This window comes from Rhodophyticola sp., assembly GCF_965284195.1.
Taxonomy (GTDB): domain Bacteria; phylum Pseudomonadota; class Alphaproteobacteria; order Rhodobacterales; family Rhodobacteraceae; genus Rhodophyticola.
The window spans coordinates 2,846,284-2,867,016 of the sequence record NZ_CBDIRM010000001.1 but is presented as its reverse complement, the minus strand read 5'-3'; the positions used below and the strand labels follow the sequence as shown (position 1 = coordinate 2,867,016).

Genomic DNA, 20,733 nt, shown 5'->3' with positions numbered 1-20,733 from the left:
GGCTGTGGCAGCTAAAAGTTTCGTAATCGAAAATCGCCCGATTTTGGCACCCGTATGAACCGGATCCCGTACGCAGGGATTTCCACAGCAGCTGCTTTAGGCCCACCCGTTCGCAGTTGGAAGGTTAGAACCGGGCGCAAATCAAACTTCAATCTGGATTGACGCCCTGACACACCAAGGTCCTAGTCTGGACGTCTGCCTGACCGCTCTTGAAGGAGTTCCCATGTCGCGTCCGTTTGTTTTTTTCGTGCATCATCAGGGACGCGGCCATGCACGGCGCTGCGAAGAAATCATAAGGCATCTCGATGACCGTCCGATCACGATACTCAGTGCGGATCGCACGATCTTTGGCGATTTCGACGAGCGCATCTTCTTCGTCGAGCTGCCCAACGCCATCGGCGATCCGAGTGCAACGGGTGCGCTGCATAACCAGCAAACGCCCGATGTCACACAATGCGTGCCTCTTGGCTCACCGGCCTTGAAGGCCAATGCAGAAGCAATCGTCGGTGCTTTCAAACGCGACAATCCCGGGCTAATGATCAATGATGTTTCGGTCGAATGGGCGTTGCTGGCGCGGCTATGCTCGGTGCCGTCCGTCAAAATCCGCATGCATGGCGACCGGTCCGATGCAAGCCATACTGCGGCCTATCAGGCTTGTGTTGGCATGATCGCGCCCTTCCATGCTGATCTCGAACAGCCCGACTATCCGGACTGGGCTCGTGCCAAGACGTTCTATTCTGGCGGTTTGTGCACCAGTCTTGATGCGGTGCCGGAAAAGGCGAAGGCACGGACGAAACTCGGGCTCCCGGAGGATCGTCAGATCATCCTAACTCTTTCTGGCGGAGGCGGCAGCGGTGCAAACTATGCCTCACTGACCATGGCCGCCCGGGCGTTACCGGACGCGCTTTGGCTGACCGTCGGGCCAGTACAACTCGAGGGCCATGAGACCGAGTTTACCAATTTGCGGCAATGCGGATGGGTAGAGAATGTCCTCGATTATCTTGCCGCTGCGGATGTCGTCGTCGCCTCGGCGGGCGACAATACATGTCATGAGATTGCCCGGGTCGGGCGACCGTTTCTCTGCATCCCGGAATGGCGTTATTATGATGAGCAAGTGGCGAAGGGTAGGGAGCTTGCAAGGCTTGGCTCGGCCCACGTCCTCTCCAAATGGCCGGCAAGCAACCGGCAATGGCAGAATGCAATCGTGGCAACGCTCGAACTGGGCACGGGTCAGCTCATACCGCTGTTCGACCCCAAGGCTGCAAACAAGATTGCGGACCATCTGATCGCGCTCGACGCGCATCTCTGGGCGGATGATTCAGCTGTAGCGGACCGAGCCGTCGCAGAGAGCAGCCTGTCGCTCGTCGGCTGACGGCTGTCGGATAATTTCGATTAGGTCTTCGCCCCAGACGATAAAACCAGCCTCGACGAGCTGGTTCAGCCAATAGTCCATGCACCACGACCCATGCTTCTGTCGAAACAGATTGGCGTTTCGCATGATGTCCTCGAGATGGGTGAGCGGGGGTTTTTCGACCGCATGCCATTGATGGACGGCGCGGGCGTTCGGCACCCAATGGAGGCCAATATCCGATTGATCGAGACGCACTGCAAAGTCAGTATCCTCACCCCCATACCCTTCAAAAATCTCGTCAAAACCACCAAGCCGCCAGAAGGTTTCAGCCTGGAGTGCGAATGACAGGCTCCAGAATTCCGTCGCCATTGGTATCCGTCGGATACCGCGCCCCAGGACGTCTTCAAACCGTCGCGCCGGATGTTGTTCGCTCACCCCCCAGAGAGCTTCAGACGTCATGGTGCCGGGTCGATGGTCTTCGGCCAGATACCGTGTCTCTCCCATGAGACAGCGGTCGACCGCCATAGCGTCCAGATAGGCTTCGACCAGACCGGGCAGTGGAATACAGTCCACGTCGAGAAATATCAGAGCCTTGCCCTTTGCGGTACTCGCGGCAGCATTGCGCGCCGCCGCCAGTCGGGGGCGAGACCCGTCCACCTGCACTTGGCGGACGGGAAAATCCGTGTCTGGAAGCTCGGCGAACGGGTCGGGCTGCATATGAGCGATGACCAGTTCCGTTGGTGCTACCGTTTGCCGGGTCATGCCGGTGATGAGATGGCGCAGATGCGACTCTCTCCCCCGCGCAATGGTGCAAATGCTCGCGGTCACGACATCCCCCGGGTCCAGTCATGCGCCAGACCTTCTAGAACGCCCGCCGCGAAGTGATTTTTCGCGAAATAACTCGCCTGATGCGACTTTAGGTGGGCAAGTTCCGAAGAATGATTGCCGACGATGATCGGTTTGCCGACCATTTCGAGCATGTGGATGTCGTTGCCGGAATCCCCGGCGGCCCAGATGTCGGAAGGTGAGATGCTAAGCCGGTTCGCGACATGGTGGATCGCATGGCCCTTCGACACACCACCCGGCAGCAAGTCCAAGAACCGGCCATGCGAATATATCAGCTCGAATTCGAGCCCGGCCTCCTCCAGTGCTTTTCGAACGTCGCGGCATCGGTCGATCTCATACAGGTAGTAGCTGCGCTTGAAGCTGCGTTGTTCCTGCTTCGGTTGCGGCTCTAGCCAGTCAAATCGCTCAAGAGTAGTTTCGATACCATCCGGATCCCAGGCTCCGCGACCAAGTGGGGGCCAGCCACTTTCACGTTCGATCTCACGAAACGCGTTATCCTGGATCCAGTAGATTTCCGAGCCGACCGAGGTAATCAGAAACTGCGGTGTCGGAATGTCCCACTGCCGTATGATGTCGATCGCACTATGGAGCGACCGGCCGGTCGCGATCCCGAAAGCGGTATCGGAGTGAGACCGCAACCAGGTTTCCAACCGGTGAAGGGCCGCTCGATCTCCCGTCAGCGTATTGTCGATGTCGCAGACCAGCATGGTGTCGAACCGGCGCTGCGATCGAGAAAGTCGAACGGTTTCTTGGGGGGCGACAAACGGGGCGAGTTCTGCCAGATACTCCGTTGCGTGACGATCCCAGGAATAGAAATCGCAGGCCGACAACCCATTGCGCGCCGCCCGGTCCCACACGTCGTTATCACTGAGAAGGCCCAAGATCGCCTCTCCAATTGCATGCGTGTTTATTGGATCGACGAGAACCCCATTGTGGCACCGCGCAAGGATATCGTTGGACCCGCCACTGTTCGTCGCGACGACCGGCAGGCCCGACGCTGCCGCTTCCAGGAACGTCAGGCCGAAAGGCTCGTTCAGCGCAACATTGGCGAACACACCACGCCGCTCCGCTGCATCGCGATAAATTCCGGCCACATCCTCCTCCCGGTGCGTTTTGGGAAAGGCGACCTTTCCCCAAAGATCATAGTCGTCGATAAGTGTGAGCAGTTCCGTCAGAACCTCGCGCGGTTCCGTATCCTCCTCGGCGATTTTCTCGCGGGTTCCGGCATAGATGATCAGGTTTGCCGCGTCCTGCAGCCGGAGGTCCTCGCCAAAGGCGCGCACCAACCCTGCGAGGTTTTTCTTATGGACGGGCCGTGCCAGCGCGAGGATGGGCCGTTTGTCGGGATCGATCAGGAATTGGTTGTGCGCTTCTCTGCAAATCCGGCTCCCATCGCAGCAGCTTCTGAACCTCTCAAGATCGCAACCGGGCGGGTTGACGCGAACGCGTTCTGGCCGGACCGAAGAGTAGAAGCCGTACTGCAGTTCCGCCTCGTCCATCGAACTTGTGATAATCCGATCAGCCGCAGCAATCACGCGTTCTTCCATGTCGATGCGGTCTCGAAGCGTGCCGAAGAGACCATCGCTGCCAAGAGTCCTGGCTTTGACATGGCCAAGGGAATGCGCGGTAAAGACGACCGGTATGCCGAGACGGCGCTTCATCTCGACGGCGAGCTCTCCCCCATCGGCATAGTGACCGTGCAGGACGTCAGGCTGGCGAGGAAGGGTGCGGATGTGCGCTTCGAGATGGTCTGCGAGAACCGGCAGTTCGAACCGCAGGTCCTCCTTGGCGACATACTCGTCGCTCGCGCCGTTGATGCGAATGATCGATGAGCGGGCTGAAATCTGCTCCTCCCGCTCTGCGTAGTGCGCGCCGAGTTTATCGTTGACGAATCGCCGGACGATAATTTGCTGCTCCAAAGATGGCGATTGACGTTCCGCCGCATCCACCAATTCGAGCAAATACTTGATATGCCCACCCGTATCCGGCGTCACCCCATAGGGAACGTTCCGAGCCCGAAGGCAGCCCTGCAATGCCACATGCATGATGAACATGCCACATGACTAATCGTGAACAGACGATCTGACATTGCGCTATATTGATGTTAGACTGCGACAATATGGTTTGGTCGCTTCGACCGGCTGATACCAAAACATTGTGCGGTCTACGAACGTCTGTCCTAGACCGGAATTCGAATGCACATGGAGACCACGACTGAACCTGGTCTTGTGAGAAAGGACCAGAATGTCGGACGATTCCCAAAGCTGCCTTGTCGAGAAGCTCTCGTACTACATCGATATCGACGATACCGCCGAAGACCAACTCGCGTCGCTTGAAGAACATGAGCGCGGCTACCACCGTCATCAGGAAGTCTACAGCGAAGGGGACGAGCTCAAATACCTCTATGTTGTGAAGGAGGGCTGGTTCTATTCCTATACGGACATGCCCGATGGGCGTCGGCAGATCGTGCGCGTTCTCCATCCTGGTGACATCATCGGCTTCCCTGACATCGCCTTCACCGAAGCCACATGCAATGTTCGCGCCTCGGAAGACGGTTGCCTATGCCCGTTCCCAAAGCGCAAGCTTGACGCAATCTTCAAGGAATCGCCCAAGCTCACCGCGCTGATGTTCTCGATCGCCAATCGCGACCACGCCTGTGTCATTGACACGCTACGCGCCATGGGACGGATGAGTGCTCGGGAGCGTCTTTCTTACTTCTTCCTCGACCTGATCTCACGGCTTCGGATTACGAACAAGCAGATGACCGATATGATCCGCATGCCGATGAACCAGCATGAGATGGGCGACGCGCTCGGCCTGACGCATACCTATGTCAGCAAGACGATCCGCGAGATGGAAGACGAAGGTCTCATCAGCCGGGATGGGGACACGCTGACGCTCGAGCAGGAGGACAGGCTCAAATCCATGGTCGATTTCTCCGACCGCTACGCGAAACTCGACACCTCCTGGTTCCCCAAATGATCCACGTTCAATCCGCGCCACTAAACACGGTTCTATCAAGATAGATTGACGCACATACGGCACGCGCAGTGCCTACTGCTCCTCAACCTTGTCGTCTGCCCGCAGCCGACCGTTCAGGAGGGTGCCTATGTTCGTGCAAACCGCCCAGGATCTCTTCTCCCGGCGCCTCGGGGACGTCTACTCCAGCGCCTGCTTTCTGGCGCAGCACATTCCTTCAATGGTGACCGCCACCCAGAATGAGGACCTGCGCAAACTTCTGAACCTCTATCTCGATATCGTTCGCGACAACGCCGATCGCAGCGAGGCCGCATTGCGGCAATTGCCACGCGCGGTCGGCCAGCGCGAACCGACAGCGGTTCCAGCGATGGTGGACGACTTTTTCGATCTGATCGAGGGGCTCGAGGAGCCATCGCTTGTGGATGTGGCCATCATTTTTTCCAGCAGCGAGATCGGGATTTACGAAGCGCAGCGCTTCCATCTTCTCTCCGAATTTGCCGATCAACTGGGCCGGGCCGACGCGATCGACGCGATGAGAAAGAGCGGCGAGTCCTTAAGTGCGATTTGCGACCAGCTTCGCGAAATCGTCGGTAACGGCAAAGTGCAACCCCGCCCGAATTGATCCCATCTAAAGAAAGGTACAGAACGTGAATTCCGAAACCGACGCACTGAAAGAACTCTATACGACCGTGATCGATAGCCGGGACGGTTACGAAAAGGCCGCGGAGGTTGTTGATAGTCCACGCCTTCAATCTTTGTTCGAAGAGCTACAAAAGAGACGAGCGCGCCATGCTTCTGAGCTACGCGAGTATCTGACCTCGGCCGATATCGACCTCGAGGATGACGGCACGATCCTCGCATCCGCCCACCGTCAGTACCTTGGATTGAAGGACAAGGTCTCTGACGACGACGCCGCCGTGGTGGCCGAAGTCATTCGCGGCGAGCGGCAACTGCTCGATGCCTATGACCAGGCCATCCGACCGATGGATGCCTCGAGCCCCGCCTTCTCTTTTGCAACCGAGCAGCACAGGAACCTCGAAGCGCATATCGAGGAGCTTGAGCTGTTCGCTGAAGACAACGATACCCCCTCGACACGAAGGGAAATCGCATGAGCATGGACAGCCTCAAAGACGTCTATATCGACCAGCTGCAGGATATCTACAGCGCCAACAAGCAATCTGCCGATGTCACAACGGAACTTGCCAAGGCGGCGACCAACGAGGAATTGAAGGAAGCGTTGAGAACCGGCGTGAAAGGTATTCGGGACGGCATGGACAAGGTCGCCGGGATCGTGCGTGGCCATGATGAAGACCCCGATGGAGAACATTGCAAAGGGATGGAAGGGCTTGTCGAAGAGGCGAAGGCCCATGCATTGGAAGAAGAGTTCGGTGACGATGATGCACGCGATGCGATGATCATCACGCAATATCAGCGCATGGCGCACTACGCGATCGCAGGCTATGGATGCGTTGCCGCCTTTGCGGGCCGTCTTGATCTTAACGAAGATAAAAGTACGTTGGAGCAGTGTCTCGACGCCTGCTATGGCGGCGATCGCCACATGACTGAACTGGCAACCTCCGGCATCAACGAAGCGGCGGCATAAGGTTGCGGATCGCGCAGATCGCCCCTCTGATTTTTCCGGTGCCGCCATCCGATCATGGCGGCACCGAACGGGTCGTTTGCGATCTGACGAACGGACTCGTTGCCCGTGGGCACGACGTCGCCCTCTTCGCTGCCGAGGGTTCGAACACGGAGGCCGATCTTGTTTCGCAAGGTTTGCCTGTCGCTGCGATCAAAGATGCGCCGCCCTCGATGCCCTCTGCGAAGGAATGCGTGATGCTCGACCAAGTCGCGGCGCGGGCGGGCGAATTCGACATCATCCATTGCCACACCGAGCTTTACCACGCCGCCGTGTTGCGGCCTTGGCGGCACAAGACCATCATGACGATCCACTGGCGCGCCGACGAGCTCGACCGGCAGGTCTATTTCGATCATTTCGGAAATCAAAAGGTGGTGGCGATCTCCAAGGCGCAGGCGACTGCGCTGCCAACGTCCAACTGTCTCGATATCGTTCACCACGGTATCCCCGCAAATCAGCTTCAACTCGATGACGGGGCCGGTGGCTACTGCGCGTTTCTCGGCCGCATGACCGATCAGAAACGGCCTGATCTCGCCATCGAGATTGCCCGCAGGGCGGGGCTGCCGATCCGGCTCGGCGGCACCGTGGATGTCGGCAATCCGGATTATTTCGTGACCGAGGTCGAACCGCTTCTTAACGAGTCCGCGACCTATCTGGGTCCAATCGCACAGGATCAGAAACAGGCCTTTCTGGGCGAAGCATCCGTGTTTGTCTTCCCCATTGACTGGCCGGAACCGTTTGGGTTGGTGATGATCGAAGCCATGGCTTGCGGAACGCCCGTGGTCGCTTGGCGCAATGGCAGTGTCGAAGAGGTCATCGATGACGGCGTCAGCGGCTTCATTGTTGACTCGGTGGAGGGTGCGGTCCGGGCGGTCGCGCGCGCCCAGACACTCGATCGCCGCAAAGTGCGGCAGGCCTTCGAGCGGCGCTTTACATCCGAGCACATGGTAGACGGGTATCTCAACGCATACCATTCCCTGCTTCAGAGGCCGGAAAGACTGCGGGCGTGATCGCGGCGCACTTGCCAGTCTCGTCAGTGGACACCCGGTGCTTCTGTTGCGGCGCCCGGTCCTGGACCGAAGATTTTCCCGGCTGGAGACGTTGCCGATATTGCGACATGCGGCTTCCTATCGACGGGTCGCTGTGTCACGCGGACGAGTCAGACTTGCTTCAGTCTGCGGTCCAGTCGTTCCCTACAGGACGACGACCTGTTGGACATGGCCATTGGCGTGCGACAGTCCGTACTCTCCGGATCGCAGGAACAACGCATAATCGGTGGCTGACAGGCAGTTGGCATTCACAGCATTGGCTTGCGGATGACCCGCGCGATGTTCCTGAATTCAAACCGTTGGAGAGCTTCGTACAGACCTCTGTCAGCCTGGTCGTTCTGGCCCGGGCAGGCGATCCTGCGGTGCCGGGCCTCCGTGATCGCTACGAACGTACGTTCACCGATATCGTTATCGTTCTGGACAGCAGTACGAAATGCGACCGTTCGGATGACAAAGTCCGTCTTTTCGGACGGCCTCTCGATGGCAATTTTGCAGCTCAGCGCAATGTGGGAACTTCGGCTGCAAAGGGTTCATGGGTGTTCCATCTCGACACGGACGAAGACGTCTCGGCCGACTTCTGCGCAGTCCTGCCGCATCTTGCGAGCGCTGCCCAGATGTCAGGCTATCTTGCCGTTGGCTTCCCGCGGCGCAACTATGTCGATGATCGCCTCAGCGATCTCTTTCCGGATATCCAATATCGTCTGATCCGGCGTGACGTGCTTTTCGAAGGCCGCGTTCACGAGCGGCCCAGTGTTTGCGGGCAAGGGGATCGTACCATTGTCTCACAACACGGCATGATCGATCATCAGATGGAGCGCGATCGGGTCCAGGCACGGTCCGAGCGCTATGACCAACTGGGTCAGGAGGCGGCGCGGCATCAGGACGATGTCGCATTGTTGTCAGCCTTCGCACCTTAGTGGGCCCTCTCGTTTTCGCTGCGCTGAACGCCCGCAAGCAGACGTTCATCCAGCGTATCGCTGCGATCGTTGTGCAGGACTGAAATATCTCCGGTAGTCTCGAAGACCACCGCGAGCACCTGATCGAACTGCGTCACATTGGCCTCGCGCAGCTTGGCGTGCAGATCGCTTTCGCTAACCTTGGTTCGTTTCAGGTTCTCATGCAGGACATTGGATCCGTGCATCAGCAGCACCGGATCGTTGATCACCAGCCGTTCGAAGCGATCCGATCGTGTGATAAGGAGGGACATCACCCATTGTAGGCTAAACAGCACCGCGATGGCGGCGAGAGGAATGAGGAGTGGCGTGGAGTTGGCCAACGCGGCGCTAGCTAGAACCGAGCCGATCGCCACCGTGACCGCAAAATCATGCGGTGCCATTTTTGCGAAGCTCCGCAGGCCGACCAGACGTACCGCGATCAGGATCGCGCCATAGGCGAGAATACCTCCGGCAATCGCCTGCCACAGATCACTCCAGCTTTCGGGCAAAATGGTCATCTCGTATCTCCAATCCGGTTTCTTGGCCGCCAAAAGGTCTGGGCCTCCCAACGCGACGTACGGTGCCGCGTACCAGATTGCCAGTTGATCCGGGAACGCCTTGTGAAACGGGCATGAAATCCTGGCTGCTTCTGAGCTGCATCCGCGAACTGGCGATGATGATGGCACAGGACGAGGGAACCGCCGGGCCGAAGGCTTCGCTCGATCTCTCTCATGACGAAGGCCAGGGTGCGATCGTCGAGATAGTAAAGCATTTCCGCAATGACGATGGCATCGTAGGTCGATCTGGGAAAACGGCTGGGCAGGGGCAGGTGATGCAGCTTAACCCGCGAAAGGCCGCCCACGGTTTGGTCGGCGCGGCGAAGCGCGGCTTTCGATCCATCGCAGGCATCGAGCGATAGTGCTCGGCTGGCTAGGACCTGACTGTTGCTTCCGTTGCCGCAGCCCAGTTCAAGGACGCGACCGTGTGTCTGGGTCCCCAGCATCCGAAGAACAACCCTTCGCTTATGAGCTTCGTCGCGGGACGTGCGGGTGCCCCAAGGGTCTGCCGCGCCCGTAAACAACCGATCGAAATGATCGAGCGTGGCGCGTTCCCTCATCAACATGCGAACCGCTCACAGGGCTGGCACATCCGCGCGATCATCTCCGGGGTCAGGCAAAACCCGTCCGGATCGTCGCGTATCAATTCCGTCTGGCTGCGATATCGGCGAAGCGCTGCGCGTTTCGCTGCCGCGGAGCCATAGAGTTCAGTTTCGCTTCCAAAAGTGTTCACTGAAGAGCTTTGCGACGGCCAGACAACGTAGCGCAACCGTCGAATGGCGGTAGGCCAGGAGCGGTCACACAGACCAGCGACGGTGCGGTGGTCAGGATGATCGTCATGTTCCGAGGGGACGATCAGAAGATCGGGCCGCGGGCGCGCACGTAAGCGGCGCAGTGCGTAATACTGTTCCTCCCTCGACAGGTCCCGCAGCCCACCATCCGGTAGACCGAGAAAGGCAACATGTGCAGGGGACACACCTGCCAATTGCATGGCCGAGCGCGTCTCCGCTTGCCGAAGGGCAACGAGCTTTTTCCTAGGGTAGGCGCGGCTGTTGCGGTGCGAGGCCGATCCATCGGTCACGACGATAATATCGACCCGCACCCCACGTCGGCGCAGCGCGGAGATCGTAAAGAACGCGCCGATCGTCTCGTCATCGGAGTGCGGAGCCACCACGACCGCATGGTGCACACCGTCGAGGTTCAGGGCGCGCAAGGCCAAACATCCAGCGAGCCGCTCGCGACCGCCGCTCCGACTTTTGCCAGCTGCGCATCGGGCCCAGGCTGACGAATATACATACCAAGATCCTGTGCGAACCGGCAGACCGGACTGTCCTCGAAATAAGCCGCGGTCCCACAGGCCTGTTGCGCCAGAGCGATCCCCCGCTCGCAAGCCGCGTAGACCACGTTGCGCAGGTTCGCGACGATCGTCTTGTCGAAGGCGTCACCTTCTAACATCCATGTGTGACCGGCGGAAAGCGCCAATGCTAAAGCTGCGCTCGCTTCGCCATGGAGTGCCGCAAGTCTCCGCTGCTGAACGATATCGTCCGCGCGGTTCAGTCGGGTCAAATGATCGCGGACCGCGTCCAGCAACCCTGTCAGGCCGCCGATCTGCACGGTTGCAAAGCGCAGTGCGCCAGCACTGAACCATGGCTCGCATTCGTAGTCGCCGGGGTTCCCTATTGTCAAAGATTCTGTTTCGCGCCATTCAACGCGATGGGTATCGGAGTGTCGCATTCCCGAAACACGCCACCAAGACTCATCAACACTGCCCGGGTTCTGTTCAAGATCGATCAAGTGGAGCTGTGTCTGCGGCGTTCCAGCGGCGCTCGTGACAAGCGCATGGGTCAGAATACCGGCACCGGAAGCGTAGCTCTTGCCGCCCGTCAGGCCCTTTTCGGACGGTTCAAGCGTGTAGCCCGGGCCCTCGGCATTCCACACACCCAGGATGGTATGGGAGCCATCTCCGCGTTCCAGCGCTTCGAACTGATCACGGCCGCCATACCGATACAGAATTTGCCACGCATCCACATGGCCTTCGAAAAGACGTCCAAGCGCGATGTCGTGCCGACCCGCACGAAACAGGCGGTGAAGAAGATCGGCCATCTCTTCAAAAGTACCGGGATCTTGCCGGGATCGGCCTGCGTCGAGCTGAGCGACGCACTGGCGAATGAATTTGGCATTGTCCGGGCACTCCGCCCGGTTCGGAAGGTCGGCGGCTCGGGCCGCTGTGGCGCATCTCTCACACACGGAACTGATTGGCGTTCAGAGTTGTGAGTATGGCCGCAGCCTCTGACAGCGCCACATCACGCGTCGTCTCGTGAGCGGGAACCGCCTTCATGGCAAAAGCGTCGGCGTTGGGTGCCTCCTTCGCCAAGGGTCGCAGTTCCTGGGTTGCTCCGAGAGCTTGTTCTGCCCGAGTCCAATCGCATTGACCCTTTCGCTGTGCATAGACCTTCCGCGCAAACGCATGGCGGGCATATTGCCGCGCGGCGTCGGCGGGGTGTTCGACCCGAGGTTCCTCGACCTCGTCCGCCATGAAGCGCAAGGCGTCGGCCAAACCCCCTTTCGCTCGACCGTTCATGCGAGATGAGGTCACGACCCGCATCGCCCTGTCATGGCGTACGCGTAGACCCAAGTGGCGCGCACGATCCACGATATCCTTGTCCTCTCCGCTCGCGATTGGCGCAAACCCGTCAAGTTGTCGGTAGGCGTTCACGCGAAATCCCAAATTGGCCCCACCAACCCACGGATGGGATGGTGCCGGATCGTAGGGAATGACGTCGATTTGACGCCGCAGGCAGTGCAGGTCTTCGAGATAGGTCTCCAGCGCGTCGCGCGCTGGCAGCACCGCCGCACGATCCCGGGCCGTATAGCCGGCAACGACATCGACCTCACGCAGAGCTGCGACTGCGTTTCGAACCCAATCGGCGTCGGGGACCGTGTCCGCATCCGTTGTCAGCAGAATCGCGTCATCCTCTTGCTCGCTGCCCTCTAAGGCATGTTCCACCGCCAAGCGCCGCGCACGACCGGCATTCGGTGACCCAGCCCGAGAGACCAGCGATGCTTTGCCCGCAAGAGAACCGGTCTCGAAAACGTGCCGCGCAAACGCGAGTCCACCATCCCGGCACCCATCGAAGAGAAGATGCACAGTTAGCTCGATCGCATCGCATCCGGCCTGGCAAGCCAGCGACTGCAGCAGGCCTGGCAAACCAGCCTCCTCGTCACGAACCGGTACGGCGACATGGACACGTATCAAAGCATTCTCCTGCAACTGCCGCCGAGTATCGCAGGATGGACCGGCGCGCCCTCAATCTAGATTGATGCCAAATCCATTTCTTTGCTTATTCATCAAGACGGTCCCGTCAGAAGGTTTGGTATAATTATGCCATATCAAGCCCTCGTTTGACTGCTCGCTTTTGCTGCTGGTTGGGATCTTGCCTTAGCAACGAGAAGGCGAGGCCGACTGATGGAGTGACAAGATATGCCAAACCGCATCGCCATCGTTGGAAACGCGCCGACTGAAGAGGACCGGTCTTCGCTCATTGATGGCGCGGATTATGTGGTGCGGTTTAACAATGCGTTCGGCTATGGCGATGTGACGGGCACGCGGATCGACGAGCTCTATCTCATCAACTGCGGGGGTCAGCCTCTGGAATGGTTGCGTTCGGAAGCGTTCTGGTCGCGCGATTATCTCGCACGGACATCCTACATCACGCTGCCTTTGGCCGCCCCAAACCGGCAGCCATCTCTCGCCATCATGGACAATGGCATTGGCCAATCCGTCAATTGCTTGAACTTCGAATGGGATATGCGTGCCGCGCTTCGACCCCTTGGCAAAATCGTTCGCACGCTTGCTTCAGAAACCTTTTCAGCGGCAACAAATGCATTGTGCGCCCAGGGAGCCAATGGCGCGCAGATCAACCCCAGCACCGGGTACCTCGCGGCATTTGCCTGCCTGGAACGCTGCGCGCGGGATACAAGTGTCGATCTCTATGGGTTTACCTTTGCCGGGTGGGGCGGACATAGCTGGGACGCTGAGAAAGCCTGGGTTCTCGATCAGCAGACTAAGGGGCGGCTCAACTGGCATCCGACTTAGCGGGCCGTCTTCGTCCGCGCGGCTGTCGCCAAGATGTACTGACGACCAGCGAGGACTGAGCGATAGACTTTCAGCGTTTCTTCGCCCAGCCGACGGCGGGTCAGGGTCGGGGCATGCTGACGCCCATTCGCGCTCAATTGTCTCTGCAGTTCGAGGTCTGCTGATAGCAATTCAATCGCCGTCTGAATGGACTGCGCAGAACAGTCTTTCGCCAGAACACCACAATTGGCCCGCTCGACGAATTGTACTGCGGCTGGGTCCTCTGCGCATGCGACCAGTGGTCGGCCGAAGGCCGCTGCTTCGCGGTAGACCAGACCGTAGGACTCATAGCGCGATGGCGCGAGAACAATGCTTGCCTCTTCATAGAGATCATGCAGCGTTTCGTCGGCAACAGCTGGGAAGCAACGAATATAGCGACAGGCATGATGGCCTTCGGGATTGCGGGTCAGGAGTGCACTGACCGCATCCTCGTCGACGCCAACGATTGTAAGGCACGGAGCGGGTCGATCGGCGCGCTTCTGTGCGCTGACAATCCGGACAAAGGCCTCGAGCATCTCCCGAAACCCCTTGCGCCGCTCGTCGCGACCAATGAACAGGAATCTGGGCGCAGTTACGGGATCAAGACCGACGTCTCGGCTGCGCGCCAAGAGTGTGGGATCGAGGGCCAATTCGACGACAGAGTGCGGCTTTGCGGAAGGAATACGATAGGTTTGTTCGATCATGCGGTGATGCGTCACCGTGTTCGAGATGAGAGCGCTGGCGCGCCTTGCGGTCCACGCCTCTAAGGCGTGAGCAAATCGGAGATCGATCAAATTGCGCACGCCGATGGCAGAGGACCCTGTGTCGATCGCTGGCGTGCTGTTGCGGATGACAATTGGCGTCTCGTGGCTCGTCAGGAGCGCAGCCGGCGCGTACCAGTTCGTTGCCTCAATGATATCGAAGGGTTTTTCCTGACGTAAATCGCGCACCACTTTCTGAAAATGCCACGGTGCCACAAGATGCCCGCCGCAGGCCCGCCGACGCAGGAAGCCGCCGACCCCTTTCTCTGGTGGAGCGCAACCGATGATTTCGACGTCTGTGTCGTTTTCCCGAAACCCAAGGGGTTTCGACGCGGTGATGACGCTCACCGAACATCCGGTCTCGCGCAAGCCGTGCGCGATCATATGCGCTGCGCGCCCCAAGCCAGACCCGCCGGGTGGGTAAAACCACGTGAGCAGCGCGACCCTCACGAGAGGGGTCCCGAAGGGATGCAATGAAGACTGTCCATTCGGACGGCATCACAGAAATCCTTATCTGCCGCTTCAAGGTAGCTTGAAGCATCCCCGAACATCCCACCTAAAAGTCAAATGGAGTGAAACAACGACGGTCCGTGCTGGTCTGCTGACAGCATGACCCTAAGCGTCGCGCGGTGGTCTATCCAAGGAGCTGAGAAACGATGCAGGATATGGTTCAGTGGTTCGCGACCCTCACCGGAATAGCTGCTGCAGTCATTGTCTCTCTGAATCTCGGTCGGAAGCTGACAGGATACGGCTTCATCGTCTTTACCGCATCCTCAATCGCCTGGGTCTGTTTCGCGTTGCAGGCGGGAGAAACCCCGTTGGCGATACAGAACGTCGTCCTGACTGTCATCAATATCGTAGGCATCTATCGGTGGCTTATCTTGAAAGGACAAACCAACAACGCTGAGGCGTAGTCAGCCGCTCTCGATTATCCACCGATAAGATCTCCACCATTGGGATGCAGAACCTGTCCGGTCATGTAGCTGGAATCCTCACATGCCAAAAACAGGAAAGACGGTGCGACCTCTCACGGTTGCCCGGGTCGGCCGAAAGGACTATCGGTCCCGAACGCGTCAACTTTGTCCTCCGGGAACGAGGCCGGGATCAGCGGTGTCCAGATCGGACCGGGGGCCACGCCATTGACGCGAATCTTCTTCGGCGCAAGCTTTGACGACAACGCGCGCGTAAACGCGAGGATGGCACCTTTTGTCGAAGCATAGTCCAGCAACAGGTCCTGACCACGATAGGCCGTGACCGATGTAGTGTTAATGATCGTCGAACCTTCGGTGAGGTGCGGCAGAGCTGCCTGTACGCAGAAAAACTGTCCGAAAATATTCGTTCGGAACGTCCGCACGAGCTGCTCTTCAGGGATATCCTCGACCTCGTCGCGTGCGTGCTGCTCGGCGGCGTTGTTGATGAGACAGTCGAGTTGGCCGAACTCGGACACTATGCTCTCGACTGCATCCTGACAGAATGACTTGTCGCCAACATCGCCTGCGACGAGCTTGGCTTCTGATCCTTCCCGCTCGACCAAACGTTTGGTTTCTTCTGCGTCAGCGACTTCATCCTTGTAGACAATTCCAACTCGCGCGCCTTCACGCGCAAAAAGCACGGCGACAGCGCGACCAATACCGGAATCGCCGCCGGTGATGATCACAACTTTGCCGTCCAGCCGACCAGAACCCGGATACCGGGGGTCGTAGTCGGGTTCAGGGTGCACTTCAAATTCGTCGCCCGGCTGATGATCCTGCGTTTGACCAGGGACACTCGAAGGAAAATTGCGATCTGACATGGTCTACTCCAAACTCAATCCACCCTTGCTCAAAGAACGACGGGCGAACTCTGGTTGTCGCAAAATGGCCTGGGGCGGAGCGTCCGGCATTGAGATAGATTGAAGTGTCGGTGAGAAACTTGCTGGGTTCGGACAACGAGTTCGAAAGGTATGCTCGACGGAGCAACTATCTCTTACGTGGGCAGCTTGTACGTAGGGTTCAGATACTTCCCGTTATCGTAGCTGGGATTTAAAGTGGCGAGTTGCGCTAGGCACGTCACGCTCTTGGCAAACCGGCAGTGGCTTATTTTCGGCCCGATGTCTGTCGGCTTCACTCCCATGACCGTGATCACGTGTCAGTCGTATCTGGAGCAGGTCCACTCCTACGCGGATGTGCGAAACAGCTCGCTAAGGATCTCTGTTTCCATCTGGAGCATCATAGAGTGAAGAGGAGAGTCCGGTCGCAAGTAAAGATGATTGCAGGCTCCCGCAACCATGTTTACTTGCTCGGGGCGCAAGTTGTGATCAGATCCAGCCCCCGCAACCAACGATACTTGCGATGCCTCCGCCGGTCCTGCCGCGGAGGTTTTTGCTTTTGTGGGCCCCGCCCGACGGGATCGTCGGTTGCGCCCTCCCGCAACCATGTTTACTTGCTCGGGGCGCAAGTTATGATTTGATCCTGCCCCCGGCAACCAATTTTAACATCAAAAATCCATCTAACTCAATTGGTTAGCGATAATCTAATCTTGACTGTACAGGTGATTTGACGCGCGAATTCGCGTAAATCAATGACTTAGCCCCACAGGTACAAAACAACGTCGTGTACCCAGCAACCAAATACGCGCCGTTTTTGAGAAACGGGACCCATCCACGCCGAAAGTCAACTTCTGCGTTCGCTATCCTTCGGCCATCAAAACCCGCAGTCGATCGACGACCAGCTTCCGCTTTGCCGCCGTCTGGCGGGTCGGGAAGGATGAGAGGTTGCGGACAACTACTTGGATAAGGGGTTCGGCGGTGCCAGTATCCTCAGCGGAAATGGAATAATCCCCCTGCTGGAGATGCTAAGGCTCAACGCTTCGACATTCTTTGTTCGCAAGCGCTTGATCGAATCTCTTGGGATCAGGAAGACATTACGCATATCTGCAGGCGTTTGCGTGTCGCAAGGGGGTACTCTGCTTACAGCTGCTGAAGGTCATTTCGATGGAATGCATATCGGTATGGCGGGCACAATGAACGTTCGCTTCGTGAACGATCCGGCGGCAACATACGTCGCGGGTTATGCGGCCGCGTCGAAATAGGTACGCCCCGGGGAAGGCTCGCCTACGAATATGATGTGATCACCGATCACGAAGCGGGCTGGAAATGGCCGGGCGACTGTGATGGCTAAACGTCTGATAAGGCGAACTTATTGGACATAGCGAAGACCTGCAGAGTGGGGCGGTTTGCACATCATATTGTGGACGAAAGCGCCGCGACAGGATAGTCTTGTGGCATGACTTATGCCCGACAAAGCTTCGCCGACGACAGCGAGACCCTACCTCGGATGCCGTCCTGGGTCACCTCGACGCGGGCGGAAACCCCTGAAGATGTGGCGTTTTTGTCCGGGGCGGCGTTGAGCCACCTGCATCTGGTGTTGAGCCGGGATGACGTCCCCCAGACCTTGCTGCGGGCGCGGCTGGCGCTGCACGCCGCAGAGGTCTGCGTGACGCATCAGGGACGACCGGAACAGGCTGCAGAGTTGCGGGATGCCGTCGGGTTTTTGCAACCCGGCGACAATCCGGGCCCTGCCGGCGAAGTCTATTTCTCTTGGCGACGTGCGGTGGAGCGGCCGATCTCCGTGAAGGCGCTGCACTGCGCACTGCCCCAGATCGACGCAGAGCAAATTGCCAGCTGGTTGGATGCAGGGCAGGGGGCGCCGGTCGCGCGGGCCGCAGCCGTGTTTCAAGCCGTGATGGAGGAGCGTCCGCGAAACCACATCGCGTCCCTGCTGCTCGCGGATGCTACTCTAGCATAAGCGCTTGGGTGGAGCCATGTCCTGCCGCTCGTCGCGCTTGGTCTTAAGCGGGCCGATCTGCGGAAATCGGGTGAAGAACTGCGCCTGACCTGCCATCGGGCGATCGCGGCGGCAGCGGTCGAGGTAACGCGGGAGGCCACCGACCTTGCCCGACGTGCGGCCCGCCTGAAAAAGGTCGCGCCGAAACTCCGAGCAAAGGGATCCGACGAGGCTTTGGCGCTGTTCCTGAGCCGGGACGCTGTGGCTCCGACGGCGCTGACGTCCCTGCGCTCCGATCGCGCCGCACGCCGGTTCTGTGACCGGCTGGTCGCGCTCGGCGCTGTGCGCGAACTGACCGGGCGCGACACCTTCCGGCTCTACGGGATCTGACGATGGCGAAAGACCACACAGACCAGGCGCTGGACCGGGAGCTGGAGGATCTGCCCGAGGACCTGCGATGGCGCGAATGGATGCGCCGGATCGAGGCCGTGCTCTTCGCCAGCGCCTCGCCGGTGCCGCGCGAAGATCTGGCGCGGGTGGTGGGGCAGGGGATCTCTGTTGATCTTCTCATTGACGATCTCGTCACCGATCTCGAGGGGCGGTCCTTTGAGCTGGCCAAGGTCGCCGGCGGTTGGATGTTGCGGACCCGACCGGCTTATGCGACGGCGATCCGGATGGCCGCCGATGTGGCTGACCAGGATCTCGATTTGCGGGAATACGACGTCGCGGTACTGGCCGCCATTGCCTACCACCAGCCGGTCACACGTGATGGACTCAAGGATATCTTCGGAAAGGAGATCAGCCGAGACCTGATTGGCCGCTTGCATGCGCGGGGACTGATCGGGACGGGGCCAAGGTCACCGCGGCGCGGCGCCCCCTACACCTACGTGACGACAGAGCAGTTCCTGGTCGCCTTCGATCTGGAGTCGCTTCAGGACCTGCCGGATCAAGAGCAGCTCGAGGATGCGGGGCTGACGGAGACGTGACACACAGTTCTATCGCTCAAATTTGGGGCTTTAATGAGTTATAGAAATGAAGTCTATCACTCACGGGCGCGTCGCGGCGAAGCGCACTAGCTGGGCAACAAAGAAGTCACGGCGCGTGGTCGGCCATGTCTGCCAGCTTCCGATTGACATGTCCGAATACACAAGCTGAGGTCTGGTTTCCTCAGGTCGCACCACCGACGCGCGCGCAGATCGGTTCAAGCGTCGCCCAAATATCACTGACGACGTCCGCAAGGCTCATGCCTTCGATCTCGGTCGCCTCGGAATAGGCGCGCCACTGAGCAGACTTTGTTGGCTCGGTAGCGAACTCCTGGGACAGGCCCGGCGGTCGCTCCCTCGGGACTTCCGTTTGACGCCGCTCAAAGGTCTTTTCGATGCTGGCCAGCAAGTCCTCCAGATCGAGATCGACGGCCTTCGGCAGCGCCCAAAGATCGTAATAATCCTTCATCCGACCATTGATGACACCAAGAGCGACGACCGCCTGGAACTTCTCTGCGATGACGGTCTCCGGGGAGTAGGCGCGCACCGATGCCGAGGGAAAGTCGAGCAGAGAACCGTAATCGAGCGTGTAGTCGGGGTTTCCAAGCGCGTCTCCGAAACCGACATCGATCGTGATCGGGATCCGTGTCTTCTCGAGATACGCGACCGTTTTGAGGCGCATGCCGCCGTAGACCTGATCTTCTCGGATCGGGGCCGCCGTGAGACTGGCACCATCGAAAACCAGTCCGTCGCCGGCGTCGATTTCGAGGATCTCCACGATCGTCTTTGTCAGGATCGCCTCATCCTCTGCGCCGAACGACAGGAAGTCGACGTCTCGGGTGAACCGGCCTCTGTCCTTCGTCCAGAGAGTCACGAGCATGCCGCCCTTCAAGACGAAGCGATCGCGGTGCGCCGACACTGACAGGCGGTAGATGAGCCGTTCCAGTCCGAACGCGACCAAAACCACGTCGAAGGCCTGTCCCTCCGCGCGTGCGAGGTTCAGCAGTCTCTGACGCACAGACGCGGCGATGTTCCTGGGCTTGTCAGCCATTCGACGTCACGGCCTCGAGGTAGGGACGCATCTGGTTCCAGGCGCCGTAGGTGCGCGCAGCCTCGGCAATCGCTGACGGCGTGGTTTTGCGCTGCTCGATCGCGGCCTTGAGCGCCTCAATGGCGACCGATCGATCGACCAGGCGCTGGTTCCGGAACGCGTCGGCCAGCGTCTTGGGTATCGAATACATCCTGATCGTCACCCCGCCCATCTGGTGCTCCTCGACACCGCCGGAGAAATAGGGTTCGCGGAACCGGACGGTTCGGATCTTCGGATAGGTGATCTTTGGTTCCCAGTCCTTGGCGCCAATGGCGATCCAGACACGACGCGGAAGTTGATCAGTCAGGCCGTGGAACGCCAGTGCCGATGTGAGGCAGATGACGGCCTTGGGCGCGCGCTTGGCGACTTCGATGAGAGTTTCATGCGTATCGGGGGTGCTGTCGGGCAGGCCATAGAGCCCTCGACCAAGCCGGAGGATGTCTCCGGACTGCACCGAGCGGGAGATTGTTGCCGCTGACACGCCCACCCCCTCAAGATCCCTTGCGCGCGCCGGCGCATGGGACTCCAGATATTCAAGGAGGCGCTGCCTTTGTGTTGGATCGCGCGGCACTGATGGGTAACCTCGGACAATTTCGCATTCAGTCCGAGGTTTCCTAACATATCATGGTTGCGACTGCCAAGACTGCAGAACTTCCGCCAAACAG

22 protein-coding genes and 1 pseudogene are annotated in these 20,733 nt (G+C 59.1%); 12 read left to right on the top strand and 11 right to left on the bottom strand.

Features of this window, described 5'->3' with window-relative positions; translation table 11 throughout:
• Positions 1 to 223 precede the first annotated feature (223 nt).
• Complete coding sequence (locus ACQ651_RS14370; RefSeq protein WP_430449636.1) at positions 224 to 1,372, top strand: glycosyltransferase; 1,149 nt, start codon at positions 224 to 226, stop codon at positions 1,370 to 1,372.
• On the opposite strand, the gene ACQ651_RS14365 is transcribed toward ACQ651_RS14370, so the two are convergent.
• Together ACQ651_RS14365 and ACQ651_RS14360 are read right to left on the bottom strand one after the other, a co-directional pair.
• The gene (locus tag ACQ651_RS14365; protein ID WP_430449635.1) at positions 1,319 to 2,179 is read right to left on the bottom strand and encodes a glycosyltransferase family 2 protein; all 861 of its coding nucleotides are present in this window, start codon (positions 2,177 to 2,179) and stop codon (positions 1,319 to 1,321) included. The two genes, ACQ651_RS14370 and ACQ651_RS14365, sit on opposite strands and share 54 nt — an antisense overlap.
• Complete coding sequence (locus tag ACQ651_RS14360; RefSeq protein WP_430449634.1) at positions 2,176 to 4,251, bottom strand: HAD-IIB family hydrolase; 2,076 nt, start codon at positions 4,249 to 4,251, stop codon at positions 2,176 to 2,178. Before ACQ651_RS14360 ends, ACQ651_RS14365 begins: the two co-directional genes overlap by 4 nt.
• 190 nt (positions 4,252 to 4,441) lie before the next feature.
• Between ACQ651_RS14360 and ACQ651_RS14355 the strand changes: the two genes are divergently transcribed.
• From ACQ651_RS14355 to ACQ651_RS14330, 6 genes are all read left to right on the top strand, one after another.
• Entirely contained in the window at positions 4,442 to 5,179 is a 738-nt protein-coding gene (locus ACQ651_RS14355) for a Crp/Fnr family transcriptional regulator (RefSeq protein WP_430449633.1), read from the top strand.
• Positions 5,180 to 5,306: 127 nt separating this feature from the next.
• A complete protein-coding gene (locus tag ACQ651_RS14350) occupies positions 5,307 to 5,798 on the top strand; it encodes a DUF892 family protein (protein ID WP_430449632.1) in 492 nt (163 codons plus the stop codon).
• Between the two features lie 25 nt (positions 5,799 to 5,823).
• Positions 5,824 to 6,288, top strand: a complete 465-nt coding sequence (locus tag ACQ651_RS14345; RefSeq protein WP_430449631.1) for a ferritin-like domain-containing protein — start codon at positions 5,824 to 5,826, stop codon at positions 6,286 to 6,288.
• Positions 6,285 to 6,779: a ferritin-like domain-containing protein gene (locus tag ACQ651_RS14340; RefSeq protein ID WP_430449630.1), complete on the top strand. Its 495-nt coding sequence runs from the start codon at positions 6,285 to 6,287 to the stop codon at positions 6,777 to 6,779. Before ACQ651_RS14345 ends, ACQ651_RS14340 begins: the two co-directional genes overlap by 4 nt.
• 38 nt (positions 6,780 to 6,817) lie before the next feature.
• Entirely contained in the window at positions 6,818 to 7,825 is a 1,008-nt protein-coding gene (locus ACQ651_RS14335) for a glycosyltransferase family 4 protein (protein WP_430449629.1), read from the top strand.
• Between the two features lie 338 nt (positions 7,826 to 8,163).
• Positions 8,164 to 8,781: a hypothetical protein gene (locus tag ACQ651_RS14330; RefSeq protein ID WP_430449628.1), complete on the top strand. Its 618-nt coding sequence runs from the start codon at positions 8,164 to 8,166 to the stop codon at positions 8,779 to 8,781.
• On the opposite strand, the gene ACQ651_RS14325 is transcribed toward ACQ651_RS14330, so the two are convergent.
• From ACQ651_RS14325 to ACQ651_RS14305, 5 genes are all read right to left on the bottom strand, one after another.
• A complete protein-coding gene (locus ACQ651_RS14325) occupies positions 8,778 to 9,317 on the bottom strand; it encodes a DUF421 domain-containing protein (RefSeq protein WP_430449627.1) in 540 nt (179 codons plus the stop codon). The genes ACQ651_RS14330 and ACQ651_RS14325 overlap by 4 nt on opposite strands.
• Positions 9,314 to 9,916, bottom strand: coding sequence for a class I SAM-dependent methyltransferase (locus tag ACQ651_RS14320; protein WP_430450332.1), 603 nt, complete (start codon positions 9,914 to 9,916; stop codon positions 9,314 to 9,316). Before ACQ651_RS14320 ends, ACQ651_RS14325 begins: the two co-directional genes overlap by 4 nt.
• Positions 9,916 to 10,569, bottom strand: coding sequence for a PIG-L deacetylase family protein (locus ACQ651_RS14315; protein WP_430449626.1), 654 nt, complete (start codon positions 10,567 to 10,569; stop codon positions 9,916 to 9,918). The genes ACQ651_RS14320 and ACQ651_RS14315 overlap by 1 nt, the downstream gene beginning before the upstream one ends.
• Positions 10,557 to 11,459, bottom strand: coding sequence for a hypothetical protein (locus tag ACQ651_RS14310; protein WP_430449625.1), 903 nt, complete (start codon positions 11,457 to 11,459; stop codon positions 10,557 to 10,559). Before ACQ651_RS14310 ends, ACQ651_RS14315 begins: the two co-directional genes overlap by 13 nt.
• Before the next feature lie 136 nt (positions 11,460 to 11,595).
• Positions 11,596 to 12,612, bottom strand: coding sequence for a glycosyltransferase (locus ACQ651_RS14305; RefSeq protein WP_430449624.1), 1,017 nt, complete (start codon positions 12,610 to 12,612; stop codon positions 11,596 to 11,598).
• 225 nt (positions 12,613 to 12,837) lie between these two features.
• Between ACQ651_RS14305 and ACQ651_RS14300 the strand changes: the two genes are divergently transcribed.
• Entirely contained in the window at positions 12,838 to 13,452 is a 615-nt protein-coding gene (locus tag ACQ651_RS14300) for a glycosyltransferase family 29 protein (RefSeq protein WP_430449623.1), read from the top strand.
• On the opposite strand, the gene ACQ651_RS14295 is transcribed toward ACQ651_RS14300, so the two are convergent.
• On the bottom strand, positions 13,449 to 14,681 hold the full coding sequence (locus ACQ651_RS14295; RefSeq protein ID WP_430449622.1) for a glycosyltransferase family 4 protein: 1,233 nt from the start codon (positions 14,679 to 14,681) through the stop codon (positions 13,449 to 13,451). The genes ACQ651_RS14300 and ACQ651_RS14295 overlap by 4 nt on opposite strands.
• Before the next feature lie 206 nt (positions 14,682 to 14,887).
• Here ACQ651_RS14295 and ACQ651_RS14290 point away from each other — a divergent pair, with 206 nt between their 5' ends.
• A complete protein-coding gene (locus tag ACQ651_RS14290; RefSeq protein ID WP_430449621.1) occupies positions 14,888 to 15,145 on the top strand; it encodes a hypothetical protein in 258 nt (85 codons plus the stop codon).
• Between the two features lie 113 nt (positions 15,146 to 15,258).
• On the opposite strand, the gene ACQ651_RS14285 is transcribed toward ACQ651_RS14290, so the two are convergent.
• On the bottom strand, positions 15,259 to 16,023 hold the full coding sequence (locus ACQ651_RS14285; protein WP_430449620.1) for an SDR family NAD(P)-dependent oxidoreductase: 765 nt from the start codon (positions 16,021 to 16,023) through the stop codon (positions 15,259 to 15,261).
• A gap of 974 nt (positions 16,024 to 16,997) precedes the next feature.
• On the opposite strand from ACQ651_RS14285, the gene ACQ651_RS14280 reads away from it, so the two are divergent.
• From ACQ651_RS14280 to scpB, 3 genes and pseudogenes are all read left to right on the top strand, one after another.
• Positions 16,998 to 17,300, top strand: coding sequence for a hypothetical protein (locus ACQ651_RS14280; protein WP_430449619.1), 303 nt, complete (start codon positions 16,998 to 17,000; stop codon positions 17,298 to 17,300).
• A gap of 194 nt (positions 17,301 to 17,494) precedes the next feature.
• A pseudogene (locus ACQ651_RS14275) lies at positions 17,495 to 18,385 on the top strand (DUF1403 family protein).
• A gap of 2 nt (positions 18,386 to 18,387) precedes the next feature.
• Positions 18,388 to 18,981: an SMC-Scp complex subunit ScpB gene (gene scpB / locus ACQ651_RS14270; RefSeq protein ID WP_430449618.1), complete on the top strand. Its 594-nt coding sequence runs from the start codon at positions 18,388 to 18,390 to the stop codon at positions 18,979 to 18,981.
• Positions 18,982 to 19,162: 181 nt separating this feature from the next.
• Here scpB and ACQ651_RS14265 read toward each other — a convergent pair whose 3' ends face one another.
• Together ACQ651_RS14265 and ACQ651_RS14260 are read right to left on the bottom strand one after the other, a co-directional pair.
• A complete protein-coding gene (locus ACQ651_RS14265) occupies positions 19,163 to 20,029 on the bottom strand; it encodes a nucleotidyl transferase AbiEii/AbiGii toxin family protein (RefSeq protein WP_227287918.1) in 867 nt (288 codons plus the stop codon).
• On the bottom strand, positions 20,022 to 20,639 hold the full coding sequence (locus ACQ651_RS14260) for a type IV toxin-antitoxin system AbiEi family antitoxin domain-containing protein (protein ID WP_430449617.1): 618 nt from the start codon (positions 20,637 to 20,639) through the stop codon (positions 20,022 to 20,024). The genes ACQ651_RS14265 and ACQ651_RS14260 overlap by 8 nt, the downstream gene beginning before the upstream one ends.
• Positions 20,640 to 20,733 lie beyond the last annotated feature (94 nt).